A 12,804-nucleotide genomic window follows, 5' to 3' on the forward strand; every position below is an offset into this window, starting at 1 on the left:
CTTTTGAATATCAGTGCGGATCGATTGTCTTTCCGGTTCCGCCCCTCCTGCGGCGCGCCAGCATATTCAACCCTTCGACCAGCGCCGAGAAGCCCATGGCGGCGTAGATGTAGCCCTTCGGCACATGGAAGCCCATGCCGTCGGCGATCAGCGTCATACCGATCATCAGGAGGAAGCCCAGCGCCAGCATGATGATGGTCGGGTTCTTGGCGATGAACCTCGACAGCGGATCGGCGGCGAGCAGCATCACCGTCACGGCGGTGATGACCGCGATGTACATGATCGCGATCTCGTCGGTCATGCCGACGGCGGTGATGATCGAATCGATCGAGAAGACGAGATCGAGCAGCAGGATCTGGAAGATAGCCGCGCCCATGGTCATGGTGACCGTGTGGCCGACCATGTCTTCCTTGTGGTCCACCGGATCGACCGTGTGGTGGATTTCCTTGGTTGCCTTCCAGACCAGGAACAGGCCGCCGGCGATGAGGATGAGGTCGCGCCACGAGAAGCCATGGCCGAAGGCGGTGAACACCGGATCCGTCAGCCGCACGATGATCGAGATCGTGGCGAGCAGCACGAGGCGCATGACAAGCGCCGCGCCGATGCCGAGCCGCCGCGCCCTGGACTGCTGCTCGACAGGCAGCTTGTTGGTCAGGATGGCGATGAAGATGAGATTGTCGATGCCGAGCACGATCTCGAGGATGACGAGCGTGGCCAGCGCCACCCAGGCCGTCGGATCGCTGAGCCAATCGAAATGCGGCGCGAGGAATTCGATCATCGGGGGCTTGCTCGTCAAAATGGATAAAGGATCAGGCAGAGTTAGGGGCGGCTGCGCGAAAGGTCAACTTTACCGTGCGGTATGAGTACGCATGATGTTGGGTTAGAAGCCCTCTCCCCTCGCCTCGGTCGGGGGCAACATGTCGCGCCGTTGGGCGATGCGAGCCTTCTGGCCCGCCCCGAAATCCATCAGCCCCAGAAGGCCGGCGCCGTCTCCTCCAGCCGCGGCCCGATCCTCAGCGGCGCGATCTTCTCAGCCAGCCCGGTGCGGTCGGAAATGTCCACCCCCACGCCGCAGATCGTCGCCGGGCCGGTCGCCGCCTCGAAACGGCCCTTCGGCACCTTGGACAGGAACCGGTTCAGCGGCTCCTCCTTGTCCATGCCGAGCGAGGAATCGTAATCGCCGCACATGCCGGCGTCGGTGATGTAGGCGGTGCCGCCGTTGAGGATCTGGTGGTCGGCGGTCGGCTGGTGGGTGTGCGTGCCGACAACGAAGCTGGCGCGGCCATCGACGAAATGCGCGAAGCACATCTTTTCCGAAGTCGCCTCGGCGTGGAAGTCGATCACCACGGCGTCGGCCTGTTCGCCGAGCGGGCAGGCGGCGAGTTCACGCTCGCCGGCCTGGAACGGATCGTCGAGTTCGGGGTGCATGAACACCCGGCCCATAATGTTTGAGACCAGCACGCGCGCGCCGTTCCTGGCGACGAAGAGGCCGGAGCCACGGCCCGGCGTGCCCTTGGGATAGTTGGCCGGCCGCAGGAATCTTTCCTCGCGCCCGGCAAACATCAGCGCCTCGCGCTGGTCCCAGACATGGTTGCCGGTGGTCACGACGTCGGCGCCGGCACGAAGCGTCTCCTGAAAGATCTCCTCGGTGATGCCGAAGCCGCCAGCGGCGTTCTCGCCGTTGACGATGACAAAGTCGAGCCGGAAGTCGGCAATCAGCCCCGGCAGTTTTTCCCACACCGCCGTGCGTCCAGATTTTCCGACCATGTCGCCGAGGAAAAGAAGTCTCATGAGTTCACCTGCGCGCCGAAGCGGCGCAATCCGCTCTCGGTCAGGATTTCGGGGATGACGATATCGTGCGGCTCGTCAGGCACCAGCCCGACCTCCTGGCAGTCGAAGGCGATGCCGATCAGCCGGGGGCTCCTGCCGAGGTCGTGCAGCCGCTCTATGGCGCGGTCGTAATAGCCGGCGCCATAGCCGATGCGGTGGCCACGCGCGTCGAAGGCGGCGAGCGGCACCAGCATCAGTTCCGGCTCGAGTATCGCGGCGTCGGCTGCCGGGCCGCAAGTGCCGAAGCCGGTGTCGATCAGCTCGGCGCCTCGCACCAGATCGCGAAAGACGATGGTGGTCCGGTCGATGATGGCGGGCAGGCAGAGCCGCGCGCCCTTGTCGGCGAGCGCAAACATCAGCGGGCGCACATCCACTTCCGAGCGCATCGGCCAGAAGCCCGAAACCACCGCGCCCGGCTCCACCTCTATCCGCCCGGCGACATGTTCGGCCATGCCCAGCGAAGCCTCGATGCGCCAGACCGGGTCGAGCGCATCGCGCCGCGCCAGCGCTTCCATGCGCAGGGCCTTCTTCATGTGGTTGGATTGCTTCATAAGGACGGGGTTCAACTACCTGTTTCGTCGTCCTTGGCACAAAACCGGCCGTTGCCGCAACGGCCAGCGAGCTTGATGCGCGGTGCAGCGGTCATTCGAAACGGCGATGTCGGAAAAGCGGCGATCCACACAACCGGTGGAGAAGTCGATCCCGGGAACCTACAAAGTAGGTGGGCGCCGTATGAGAAAACCCACGGGTCTTCCCAGGGACAGCTCCCTAGGGATCAATAAGGCCCCGGGGAAATGTCTCTCCTGCCGCGAGGCGCAGACCGCCGTTGACAAATATAGAGTGTCTTGCGGCCACATACCAGAGAATGATCAGGGTTTCCGGCGCGTCGAGGAAAATTTAATCCACCGGCTCTGCCTCGTGCGTCGAAGGGAAGGTTCCGGAGCGCAGGCGCAGCGACCCCGCCCCTATCCGCTCCACGGATCGCCCCTCTCCTCAAGGGGGAGAGCCGATGCCAAAAACGAAAAAGACCGGCGCATGGCCGGTCCTTGTCCGTCGAGACATGAAACGCCGTTAAGCGTTCAGCTTTCCTTCGGCGTCAAAACCTGACGGCCGCGATACATGCCGGTCTTCAGGTCGATATGGTGCGGGCGGCGCATTTCGCCGGAATTCTTGTCCTCGACATAGGTCGGGGCCTTCAGCGCATCGGCCGAACGGCGCATGCCGCGCTTGGACGGCGAAGTTTTTCGTTTTGGCACAGCCATGGAATTGCTCCATCTATCGGTAAAGGCTCGGGCATGCTCTCGTTGAAGAGCCGTGCGATCCGGGCCGGAATCTGAGAAAGTCGGCGAGCCTATACACGGCAATGTCGCGATTGACCAGCACCGCCACGAAATTTTTTGCCGCGTGCGGCGCTATGCCCGCAATCCGCGACCGGCCGCCCAGGGCAGGCTTTATTGGAGGCAGCGGACGTAGCCGCCGGACTTCGCCGCCCGCCGCTGGATCGTGTTGGCCAGCCGCTTCAGCCCCGGACCCGGTCTGGCCGGGTCGCGGGCGGCCGGATTGGGCAGCGCAGCCGCCATCAGCGCCGCCTGACGCGCCGTAAGCTCGCTCGCCGATACGCCGAAATGGTGCTGCGCCCCGGCCTCGATCCCATAAACGTTCGGGCCCCACTCGGCGATGTTCAGATAGATTTCTATGATCCGCCGCTTGGGCAGCACGGCGTCGAAATACACCGCAAGCGGCAGTTCGAGCGCCTTCCTAACCACCGAGCGCCCGTTCCAGAGAAAGAGGTTCTTCACGGTCTGCATCGGGATGGTGGAGGCGCCGCGCGTGGCTTCGCCCGCCAGCGCACCGTCGAGCACCACCTTCAGTTCGCCGAGGTCGATCCCGTAATGCCCGCAAAACTGTCCGTCCTCCGACATGATGACCGAATGGGCGAGCACCGGCGCGATCTCGTCCAGCGGAACCCAGCGGCGGTCGTAGCCTGTAAACGTCGCCAGGTCCTTCAACATCAGCGTCGAAACCGGGTGCACGAAGGGCGGGAAGTAGAGGAGCGTCAGCACGACCGGCAGCAACGCAAGCACGACCGCGGCCGCCACGATGCGACGAAGCCACGACCCTGCGGCGGCGCGCGATCTTCCCTTCCGCTTCGGCGCCATCGCCAGCCCCTCGGTCTCGAGATCGAGTATCGGTTCGTCCAAGCCCTGCCTCTGCCTCTCTTTCAATCCGGCATAATGGTGCTTGCCCTCCCGCGCAATGTCTGAACAGCCGCGGAGCACGATTGCGGGCGCTTGACCGGGTCCGCGATTGCCGTAAACGGTCGGATCATGACGATTCCAGCCGATTTTCCGTTCGAAGCTGTTCTTGCGGCGCGCGCCGATGCCGTCGAGGCGTTTTTGCGCAACTTGCTGGACGACCGCGCCCTCACCGGCGAGATCGTCCGGCCGGCGGGCCTGATGGCGGCGATGCGCCATGGCGTGCTCAATGGCGGCAAGCGGCTGCGGCCTTTCCTGGTCCTCGAAAGCGCAGCCTTGTTCGACGCATCCCAGCATGCAGCGCTGACGGTGGCCACGGCACTTGAATGCGTTCACTGTTACTCGCTGATCCACGACGACCTGCCCGCCATGGACGACGACGACCTCCGCCGCGGCCAGCCGACGGTCCACAAGGCGTTCGACGAGGCGACCGCCATTCTCGCCGGCGACGGACTGCTCACCCTGGCTTTCGATCTCATCGCAAGCGGCCCGTCCGGCGAGCCGCTCGACGGCTTGCTTTCGGCTGAAACGCGGCTTGACCTTGTTCTCGGCCTTGCCCGCGCGGCAGGCGTCGGCGGCATGGTCGGCGGACAGGCGCTGGACCTTCAGGCCGAACGCCTGCTCCCGGACGAGACCGGCATCATCCGGCTTCAGGCGATGAAGACCGGCGCGCTGATCCGCTATGCCTGCGAGGCGGGCGCAATCGTTGCCGGCGCGCCGCCGGCCGACCGCGAGCGCCTGGCCGAATTCGGCTCGGCCATCGGGCTGGCGTTTCAGCTTGCCGACGATCTGCTCGACGTCACCGCCAACGCCGAAACCATGGGCAAGGCGACCGGCAAGGACCAGGCCGCGGGCAAGGCGACGCTGGTCGCTTTGCATGGCGTGGATTGGGCCCGCCGCCAGCTTTCCGGCCTGGTCGAGCAAGCCCATTCGATGCTCGAACCCTATGGCGAACGCGCCGCAGTGTTGAAGTCGGCGGCGAACTTCATAGCCGAGCGGCGCAGCTGATCGGGCCTTCCGGCCGGGCGTTGCTTGGGCACGTCCCGCGCAACTTTTCGCTAACCTCTTATGCCTGAACGTTTCTTTAATGGAAATAATGCGTAATCCGGATCGGTAAAAGTGTGCGTATTGTCCGGAGAGTGCGTTGCCGAACTATTCCTCGTTTATCCGGCTGGTCCGGGTTCGCTACCTTTCCGGGCTGCTGGCCTTCGCTCTCACCTCCGGTGCGATCATGTACGCGCTGAACGGCGTCAACGCCTTCCGGCACGACATAGACGTAATCAACGAGCAGATGGTCCTGCTGGGCCGCGATCTGCGCAACGCCACCAATTTCGCCGAGACCACCACCACTGCATGGCGCGCCGAGACACGCGATGCGCTCAAATCGGCGGCCCGCGGCCATGCCGAGCGCCTGAATTCCAGCATAGAGGCGCTGACGGCGGCCGTGTCGAGTGTCAGGTCGCGCCTGTCCAGGCGAACAGCGGACGAACTCGATTCCGCCTCCGTCAATGGCGACCTGTTCTGGTCGGCCCGCGATGTCGTCCGCAATCTGGGCGTGCTGGCCGCGGCGCAGGTCCCCGACGAAGCCGCCTATCGCGAGATCGACAACCAGAACAAGCTTTTTGCCCAGCCGTCGCTGATACGGGCGGGCGCTGCACTGGACGCCGAACACGAGCTTGTCGAAACGCGCGGCAACAGCTTGCTGCTCTGGGCGAGCGCGGCGTTGCTCGCGGTGCTCGCCGTCGTTGCCATCTGGATCTTCCGCCCGATGGAAAAAGCTATCCGCCGGGCTTTCACCGAATCTTCGGAATCGCTGTCCAAGGCCGAGGCGGCCGACCGCGCGAAATCCGAATTCCTGGCCAATATGAGCCATGAGATCCGCACGCCGATGAACGGAGTGCTCGGCATGGCCGAACTCCTGGCCAAGACCGAGCTTACGCCGCGCCAGAAGACGTTCACCGACGTCATCGTCAAATCCGGCAACGCGCTGATCACCATCATCAACGACATCCTCGACTTCTCGAAGATCAATGCCGGCCAGTTGACGCTCGATCCCGCGCCGTTCCGTCTGTCCGAGGCGGTCGAGGACGTGGCCACGCTGATTTCGGCCCGCGTCGCCGAAAAGAATCTCGAACTCATCGTCCGCGTCGATCCGCGCCTGCCCAGCCATCTGATCGGCGATGTCGGCCGCTTCCGCCAGATCGTCACCAACATGCTGGGGAATGCGGTGAAATTCACCGAAAGGGGCCACGTCCTGATCGACGTCTCGGGCGAAGTCGCCGGCGAAACAGTCCAGCTCAAGGTGCGCGTCGAGGATACCGGCATCGGCATTCCGGCCGACAAGCTCCAGACCGTGTTCGAGAAATTCGCGCAGGTCGACGGCTCGTCGACACGCCGCCACGAAGGCACCGGGCTTGGCCTGGCGATCGCAGCCAGGCTGGTCGACCTGATGGGCGGAACGATCGGCATCGAAAGCGAGGTCGGCCGCGGTTCGGTCTTCTGGTTCGCCGTGCCGCTGCCCGTCCACGAAGCCGGCGCCAGGAACGAGATCGTCCCCGTCGATGTCACCGGCGCCCGCGTGCTGGTCATCGACGACAACGCCGTCAACCGCGAGATCCTGCTGGAACAGCTCCGGAGCTGGGGCTTCGACTGCGCGGCCGCCGAAAGCGGGGCCGTCGGCCTGGCCTTCCTCGATCGCGCCTGCCAGCTCGGCGCGGCCGTCGACTGCGTCATACTCGACTACCAGATGCCCGGCATGAGCGGCGCCGACGTGGCCAAGGCGATCAGCTCGGACGCCCTGCTTTCCGCCATTCCGGTGGTCATCCTGACCTCGGTCGACCAGATCGATTTCGGTCGACTGGTCGTCGAATACGGCATCGCCGCGCATCTGACCAAGCCCGCCCGCTCGGCCATGCTTCTTGGCACGGTGATCGCCGTGATCCAGCGTGCCCGCACCCAGGTCGGCAAGGCGCACTTCGTCCGCGAGCCGGTACAACAGCTGCAGAACGCTGTCGCGTCGGCCTTCACCACGCTGCGCGGCGCTCAGGCATCCGGTTCCGAGCGCGATGCCGTCGTCAGCGGCAATGCGCCGCTCGATGTTCTGGTGGCCGAGGACAATGAGGTGAACCAGATGGTGTTCGGCCAGATACTCTCCGGCCTCGGCCTCTCCTACCGCATCGCCGCCAACGGCCGCACCGCTGTGGAGATGCATCGTTCGCTGCACCCCAGGCTGATCCTGATGGACGTCTCCATGCCGGAAATGAACGGCTACGAGGCCGCGCAGGCGATTCGCGAGTTCGAGGCTTCCACCGGCGCGCACATCCCGATCATCGGCGTCACCGCGCACGCGCTTAAGGGCGACCGCGAAAAATGCCTCGATGCCGGCATGGACGATTATATCCCGAAGCCGGTCTCGCCCGACCGCCTGGGCGCCAAGATCGGCACATGGCTCAGCGAGACCGCGCTGGCGAAAACAGCATAGTTTCAGCAGCTTGCCGGCCCGGCCCTACCGGTTCCGCACCACCACGCAGGACCCGCCGGCGCCGCGCAACTGCTGGCAGATGATGTCGGCATTGGCGCGGTTTTCGACGCCGATCCTGACCGCATAGATGCCGCGGCGGCCGATTGGCGTACGTACGCGGCTGACGACAGGTTCGTACTCGGCGAGCAGCGCCGAAAACCGGCCTTTCAGGCGCTGCCATTGCTTTATAGCGGCTGAACGGCGGAAATTCCCTGCCACCTGGACGCCCCACGGCTTGATGTTGACGGTCGCCATGGCGACCATAGTGGATTGAATCACCGGCAGGCGGCGGCACGCATCGCGAAAAGACGTTTTTGGATCAATGGGTTGAACGGTTCCGGCGTAATTCGTGTCGGTAAATTTGTCCACAAACTCGCCCATGATGTCTAAAACGTAGTCTTCGGTCTCGATCGGCAGGAAACCGCCCGAGATCAGCCAGCGCGAGACGCGATTCTCGCCGGCATTGTAGGCGGCCGCCGCGAGCCCGAGATTTCCAAAGCCGGATTTCAGTTCGCCGAGGTACCGCGCCGAGGCGGGTATCGCCTTTTCGATGTCGAAGCTGTCGTCGAGGCCGCGCAGCGCAGCCGTGCCCGGCATGAACTGCGCGATGCCCTCGGCGCCCGCCGGGCTGACCGCGTTGGGATCGAAGCGGCTCTCCTTCCAGATCAGCCGCGCGAAGAAATCCTTCGGCAGGCCGTTGCGCTCAGCATGGGTTTCGATCAGGTCGCAAACCCGATCGATCGTAACTGGCGGCGATCCAAGCGCCGATGAAGGTTCGGCATGGGCCGGAGCGCCAGTCGCAAGGAGTACTGCGCAGGCGAAACACAGCTTTCGCCGCGCGGCCCGCATCGGCTACTCCGCAGCCGCCTTGCCGCGCCCGAAGCGCTGCTCGATATAGTTGGCGACCATTTTTTCGAACTCTTCCGCTATGTCGGGCCCGCGCAGCGTCGCGGCCTTGCGGCCGTCGATGAATACCGGGGCGGTCGGCGTCTCGCCTGTGCCGGGCAGCGAGATGCCTATATCGGCATGTTTCGACTCGCCCGGCCCGTTGACGATGCAGCCCATCACCGCAACTTTCAACTGCTCGACGCCCGGATATTTCTCGCGCCAGAGAGGCATGTTCTTGCGCAGGTCCGCCTGGATGTTCTGCGCCAGTTCCTGGAACACGGTCGAGGTAGTGCGGCCGCAGCCGGGGCAAGCCGCCACGATCGGCACGAACTGGCGGAAGCCCATGGTCTGCAGCAATTCCTGCGCCACCTGCACCTCGCGGGTGCGGTCGCCGTTGGGCTCGGGGGTCAGCGAAATGCGGATCGTGTCGCCGATGCCCTGCTGCAGCAATATGCCCATGGCCGCCGAGGAGGCGACGATGCCCTTGGAGCCCATGCCCGCCTCGGTCAGGCCGAGATGCAGCGCGTGGTCGGAGCGCGTCGCCAGTTCGGTGTAGACGGCGATCAGATCCTGAACCTGGCTGACTTTCGCCGACAGGATGATCTTGTCGCGGGCAAGGCCGATCTCCTCGGCCGCGTGCGCGGAAAGCAGCGCCGACTGCACGATCGCTTCGCGGGTCACTTCCTGAGCCGTTAGCGGCGAGCCCTTCTTCTGGTTCTCGTCCATCAGCCGGGTCAGGAGGTCGGCGTCGAGCGAGCCCCAGTTGACACCGATGCGCACGGGCTTGCCGTAACGGATCGCCATTTCGACGATGGCGCCGAATTGCTTGTCCTTCTTTTCCTTGAAGCCGACATTGCCCGGATTGATGCGGTACTTCGCCAGTGCCTCGGCGCATTCGGGATGATCGGCAAGCAGCCGGTGGCCGATATAGTGGAAGTCGCCGACCAGCGGCACGTTGATGCCGAGCCGGTCCAGCCGCTCGCGAATGCCGGGCACTGCGGCGGCGGCCTCGTCGCGATCGACGGTGATGCGCACGATCTCGGAGCCGGCCTTGGCGAGCGCCGCGACCTGGCGAACCGTCTGGTCGACATCGGCGGTGTCGGTGTTGGTCATCGACTGCACGACGACCGGCGCGCCGCCGCCGACCATCACGCCGCCGACATTGACGCCGACCGATCTGCGGCGGGCAAAGGGGGCGGAAAAATACCCGGTCATGCGGGCGGCCTCTTCAGCGAAAAATTCCGCCATGAGGTGGAGGACGGCGCTCGTTATGTCAATGGCGAAGTGGTTCGCCGGTCAGAGCGCAAGGTCCCAGGTCTGGCCGACGAGATCCTTGCCGAAGGAATGATGGCGCTCCTCCTCGACCAATTCGAAACCCGCCGACTGATAGATGCGGCGCGCCGAGACGAGCACGTCGTTGGTCCACAGCGTCAAGGTCTTGTAGCCCTTTTCGCGGGCGAAGCCGACGCATTCGTCGACCAGCCTGCGCCCGATGCCGAGCCCCCGCGCCGAAGGCTCGACGAAGAGCAGGCGCAGCTTCGCCACCTCGGCGGACTTGCGCACGAGAAAGACGGAGCCGACCACCTCCCCTTCGCGCTCCGCGATCCAGGCGTTCTCATGCTTCGGATCGAACGACTTGACGAAGCCGGCGAGAATTTCCGCCACCAGCGCCTCGTAGCTCTCGTCCCAGCCATATTCCTGGGCATAGAGGACGCCTTGCCGATGGATAATCCAGCCGATGTCGCCGACCTGGAGCGGCCGCAGCAGATAGGATGCCTTCTTCGGCTCCGGATTTTGGCCGAGCAGGCCCTGCACCCGTTGCATGGCCGCGACGACGGCTTCGCGGCGGTCGGCGGAAAGCCGGCCGAGCAAGCCGGCAACTTCTTCCCGCGACGCCCGCTCCAGCGGCTCGAACGCTTCGCGGCCGGCCTCGGTGATCGACAGCACGGACTGCCGCGCATCTGCCGGCGACGGCGCCTTTGCCACAAGCCCGCGGCTTTCGAATTTCTTGAGGATGCGGCTGAGATAGCCGGCGTCCAGCCCCAGGTCGCGGCCGAGATCGGTTGCCGTCAAGCCGCTGCGGTGGGCGAGTTCGTAAAGCACCCGCGCCTCGGTCAGCGAGAAGGCGCTCCTGTGGAGCCGCTCCTCCAGCAGGCCGATCTGGCGCGTGTAGAACCTGTTGAACGCCCGCACCGCCGCTATCTGCTCTTTGGATGATGCGCTCGAAACAGTCATCGGAGCCTCCCTGCTCCGACCAATGTCACGCAAACAGTTGACTGAGTCAAGTAATTGCGTTGTAGCGCCAATCGTCAAAAACTCGTGACGACGCTGATGCCGAGACCTCCAAATCTGTCCATGGCCATGAGGGCAGCCGGCGCTTCGGCGAGGCTGATTTTTCTGCCGACGAGTTTCTGCGGCGAAAGCTTGCCGGTCGCGATCATCTCCATCATCGCGCCGTAGCGGAATGCCTGCATGCCGTGGCTGCCGAGGATTTCGAGCTCGAAGGCGATGATTTTGCTCATCGGCACCTGCGCCTTGGCATGGTCGCCGAGCATCAGCCCGACCTGCACATGCCGGCCGCGGCGGCGCAGGTTGGAGATCGAATTGAAGCAGGTCACAGGATGGCCGAGCGCGTCGATCGAAACATGCGCGCCGCCCTTGGTGATCTGCTTGACCGCGCGAACGACGTTTTCGGTCTGTGATGCGTTGACGGTGGCGACAGCGCCCATCTGCCTGGCGAATTCGAGTTTTTCGTCGGTCAGGTCGACGGCTACGACATTGGCGCCCATCGCAGTGGCGATCATGATGGCGGACAGGCCGACGCCGCCGCAGCCATGCACCGCGACCCATTCGCCGGGTCTCGTCCGGCCCTGGTCGACTACGGCGCGGAACGAGGTGACGAAGCGGCAGCCGAGCGCCGCGGCCGTTGCGAAATCCAGTTCCTCCGGCAGCCGGACCAGATTGGTGTCGGCGAAGTCGAGCGCGACATATTCGGCGAACGAACCCCAGGCGCTGAAGCCGGGCTGGAACTGGTGCTCGCAGACTTGATGGTTGCCCGAATTGCACTCGAAGCAATGGTCGCAGCCGGCCACGAACGGCACCGTGACGCGGTCGCCGATCTTCCAGTTCCTGACGCGGCCGCCGATCGCCTGGACCGTGCCAGCGAGCTCGTGGCCCGGCACATGCGGCAGCGTGATGTCGGGGTCGTGTCCCATCCAGCCGTGCCAATCGCTGCGGCAGAGCCCCGTCGCCTCGACCTTGACCACCACGCCGTCGGGCGATGGCGTGGGATCGGCGACGTTCTGCAGACTTGGCGGCGTGCCGAACTGTTCGAAGACGACGGCTTTCATGGGAACTCCAGGCTCTGAACTGCCTCCATCTTGTCGCTGGTCGGAACGGAAGGCAAATGAGGTGGTAGGCGCGGCATTCCACTCCCCCTTGAGGGGAGGCAGCACCGCTTCGCAATTCTGCTGCAATGCAATATGTATATTGCGTCGCACCATCATCGGAGGAAGCACCATGACCGCCAGAAGGACCGCCATCGTCACCGGATCGACTTCGGGCATCGGGCTGGCGATTGCCCGCACGCTCGCCGCCGAGGGTTGCAGCGTCGTCGTCAACTCCTTTTCGGATACGCCGCAGGACTACGCGATCGCCGAGACGATCGCCAAGGAGCATCCGGGTGAGGCCGTCTACATCAAGGCCGACATGTCGAATGCCTTCGAATGCCGGGCGCTGGTGGAGCGGGCTGCGGAAAAGTTCGGCTCGGTCGACATCCTCGTCAACAATGCCGGCATCCAGCATGTCGCGCCGGTGGAGGAATTCCCGGTCGAGAAATGGGACGCGATCATCGCGATCAACCTCACCTCGGCCTTCCACACCATCGCCGCCGCTATCCCCCTGATGAAAAAGGCCGGCGGCGGGCGCATCGTCAACATCGCCTCCGCGCACGGGCTGATCGCCTCGCCGTTCAAATCGGCCTATGTCTCGGCCAAGCATGGCATTATGGGCCTGACCAAGACGGTCGCCCTGGAGGTGGCGCGCGAAAAAATAACCTGCAACGCGATCTGCCCTGGCTACGTGCTGACGCCGCTGGTCGAGGCGCAGATACCGGACCAGATGAAGGCGCACGGCATGGACCGCGAGACGGTGATCCGCGAGGTCATGCTGGACCGGCAGCCGACCAAGGAATTCGTGACCGTCGAGGAGATCGCGGCCGCGGTCTCGTTCCTGTGCTCGCCGGCCGCGGCCCAGATCAACGGCACGCATATTTCGGTCGACGGCGGTTGGACGGCGGAGTGAGATGCGGCA

12 protein-coding genes and 1 other RNA gene are annotated in these 12,804 nt (G+C 64.5%); 3 read left to right on the forward strand and 10 right to left on the reverse strand.

All coding sequences use genetic code 11. The features are described 5' to 3' along the window. Positions 1–10: 10 nt before the first annotated feature. From ACG873_RS22535 to mtgA, 6 genes are all read right to left on the reverse strand, one after another. Entirely contained in the window at positions 11–778 is a 768-nt protein-coding gene (locus ACG873_RS22535; protein ID WP_394887762.1) for a TerC family protein, read from the reverse strand. 188 nt (positions 779–966) lie between these two features. Further along, positions 967–1,791: a TIGR00282 family metallophosphoesterase gene (locus tag ACG873_RS22540; RefSeq protein ID WP_394887764.1), complete on the reverse strand. Its 825-nt coding sequence runs from the start codon at positions 1,789–1,791 to the stop codon at positions 967–969. Beyond that, positions 1,788–2,381, reverse strand: a complete 594-nt coding sequence (locus ACG873_RS22545; RefSeq protein ID WP_394893653.1) for a 5-formyltetrahydrofolate cyclo-ligase — start codon at positions 2,379–2,381, stop codon at positions 1,788–1,790. The genes ACG873_RS22540 and ACG873_RS22545 overlap by 4 nt, the downstream gene beginning before the upstream one ends. Before the next feature lie 118 nt (positions 2,382–2,499). After that, positions 2,500–2,655: non-coding RNA, 6S RNA (gene ssrS / locus ACG873_RS22550), on the reverse strand. 254 nt (positions 2,656–2,909) lie between these two features. Then, positions 2,910–3,092: a 50S ribosomal protein L32 gene (gene rpmF, locus ACG873_RS22555; RefSeq protein WP_008834724.1), complete on the reverse strand. Its 183-nt coding sequence runs from the start codon at positions 3,090–3,092 to the stop codon at positions 2,910–2,912. 189 nt (positions 3,093–3,281) lie between these two features. Next, complete coding sequence (gene mtgA / locus ACG873_RS22560; RefSeq protein WP_394893655.1) at positions 3,282–3,989, reverse strand: monofunctional biosynthetic peptidoglycan transglycosylase; 708 nt, start codon at positions 3,987–3,989, stop codon at positions 3,282–3,284. A gap of 168 nt (positions 3,990–4,157) precedes the next feature. Here mtgA and ACG873_RS22565 point away from each other — a divergent pair, with 168 nt between their 5' ends. Both ACG873_RS22565 and ACG873_RS22570 read left to right on the forward strand, forming a co-directional pair. After that, positions 4,158–5,093, forward strand: coding sequence for a polyprenyl synthetase family protein (locus ACG873_RS22565; protein WP_394887772.1), 936 nt, complete (start codon positions 4,158–4,160; stop codon positions 5,091–5,093). Between the two features lie 136 nt (positions 5,094–5,229). After that, entirely contained in the window at positions 5,230–7,566 is a 2,337-nt protein-coding gene (locus tag ACG873_RS22570; RefSeq protein ID WP_394887774.1) for a response regulator, read from the forward strand. 24 nt (positions 7,567–7,590) lie between these two features. Here the strand turns inward: ACG873_RS22570 and ACG873_RS22575 are convergent, their stop codons facing one another. From ACG873_RS22575 to ACG873_RS22590, 4 genes are all read right to left on the reverse strand, one after another. Next, entirely contained in the window at positions 7,591–8,454 is an 864-nt protein-coding gene (locus ACG873_RS22575; protein ID WP_394887776.1) for a lytic transglycosylase domain-containing protein, read from the reverse strand. A gap of 3 nt (positions 8,455–8,457) precedes the next feature. Further along, complete coding sequence (ispG, locus tag ACG873_RS22580) at positions 8,458–9,708, reverse strand: flavodoxin-dependent (E)-4-hydroxy-3-methylbut-2-enyl-diphosphate synthase (RefSeq protein WP_394887777.1); 1,251 nt, start codon at positions 9,706–9,708, stop codon at positions 8,458–8,460. A gap of 81 nt (positions 9,709–9,789) precedes the next feature. Continuing rightward, positions 9,790–10,728, reverse strand: coding sequence for a bifunctional helix-turn-helix transcriptional regulator/GNAT family N-acetyltransferase (locus tag ACG873_RS22585; protein WP_394887778.1), 939 nt, complete (start codon positions 10,726–10,728; stop codon positions 9,790–9,792). A gap of 74 nt (positions 10,729–10,802) precedes the next feature. After that, entirely contained in the window at positions 10,803–11,843 is a 1,041-nt protein-coding gene (locus ACG873_RS22590) for a zinc-dependent alcohol dehydrogenase family protein (protein ID WP_394887779.1), read from the reverse strand. 169 nt (positions 11,844–12,012) lie between these two features. On the opposite strand from ACG873_RS22590, the gene ACG873_RS22595 reads away from it, so the two are divergent. Next, on the forward strand, positions 12,013–12,795 hold the full coding sequence (locus tag ACG873_RS22595; RefSeq protein WP_394887781.1) for a 3-hydroxybutyrate dehydrogenase: 783 nt from the start codon (positions 12,013–12,015) through the stop codon (positions 12,793–12,795). Positions 12,796–12,804 lie beyond the last annotated feature (9 nt).

The sequence above is a fragment of the Allomesorhizobium aridi genome, from assembly GCF_043769475.1.
Lineage (GTDB): Bacteria > Pseudomonadota > Alphaproteobacteria > Rhizobiales > Rhizobiaceae > Allomesorhizobium.

Coding starts and splice junctions, on each gene's coding strand:
- ACG873_RS22575 (WP_394887776.1), bottom strand. CDS start 8,454: ATGCGGGCCGCGCGGCGAAAGCTGTGTTTCGCCTGCGCAGTACTCCTT.
- ACG873_RS22595 (WP_394887781.1), top strand. CDS start 12,013: ATGACCGCCAGAAGGACCGCCATCGTCACCGGATCGACTTCGGGCATC.
- ACG873_RS22540 (WP_394887764.1), bottom strand. CDS start 1,791: ATGAGACTTCTTTTCCTCGGCGACATGGTCGGAAAATCTGGACGCACG.
- ACG873_RS22545 (WP_394893653.1), bottom strand. CDS start 2,381: ATGAAGCAATCCAACCACATGAAGAAGGCCCTGCGCATGGAAGCGCTG.
- ACG873_RS22565 (WP_394887772.1), top strand. CDS start 4,158: ATGACGATTCCAGCCGATTTTCCGTTCGAAGCTGTTCTTGCGGCGCGC.
- rpmF (WP_008834724.1), bottom strand. CDS start 3,092: ATGGCTGTGCCAAAACGAAAAACTTCGCCGTCCAAGCGCGGCATGCGC.
- ACG873_RS22590 (WP_394887779.1), bottom strand. CDS start 11,843: ATGAAAGCCGTCGTCTTCGAACAGTTCGGCACGCCGCCAAGTCTGCAG.
- ACG873_RS22585 (WP_394887778.1), bottom strand. CDS start 10,728: ATGACTGTTTCGAGCGCATCATCCAAAGAGCAGATAGCGGCGGTGCGG.
- mtgA (WP_394893655.1), bottom strand. CDS start 3,989: ATGGCGCCGAAGCGGAAGGGAAGATCGCGCGCCGCCGCAGGGTCGTGG.
- ispG (WP_394887777.1), bottom strand. CDS start 9,708: ATGACCGGGTATTTTTCCGCCCCCTTTGCCCGCCGCAGATCGGTCGGC.
- ACG873_RS22535 (WP_394887762.1), bottom strand. CDS start 778: ATGATCGAATTCCTCGCGCCGCATTTCGATTGGCTCAGCGATCCGACG.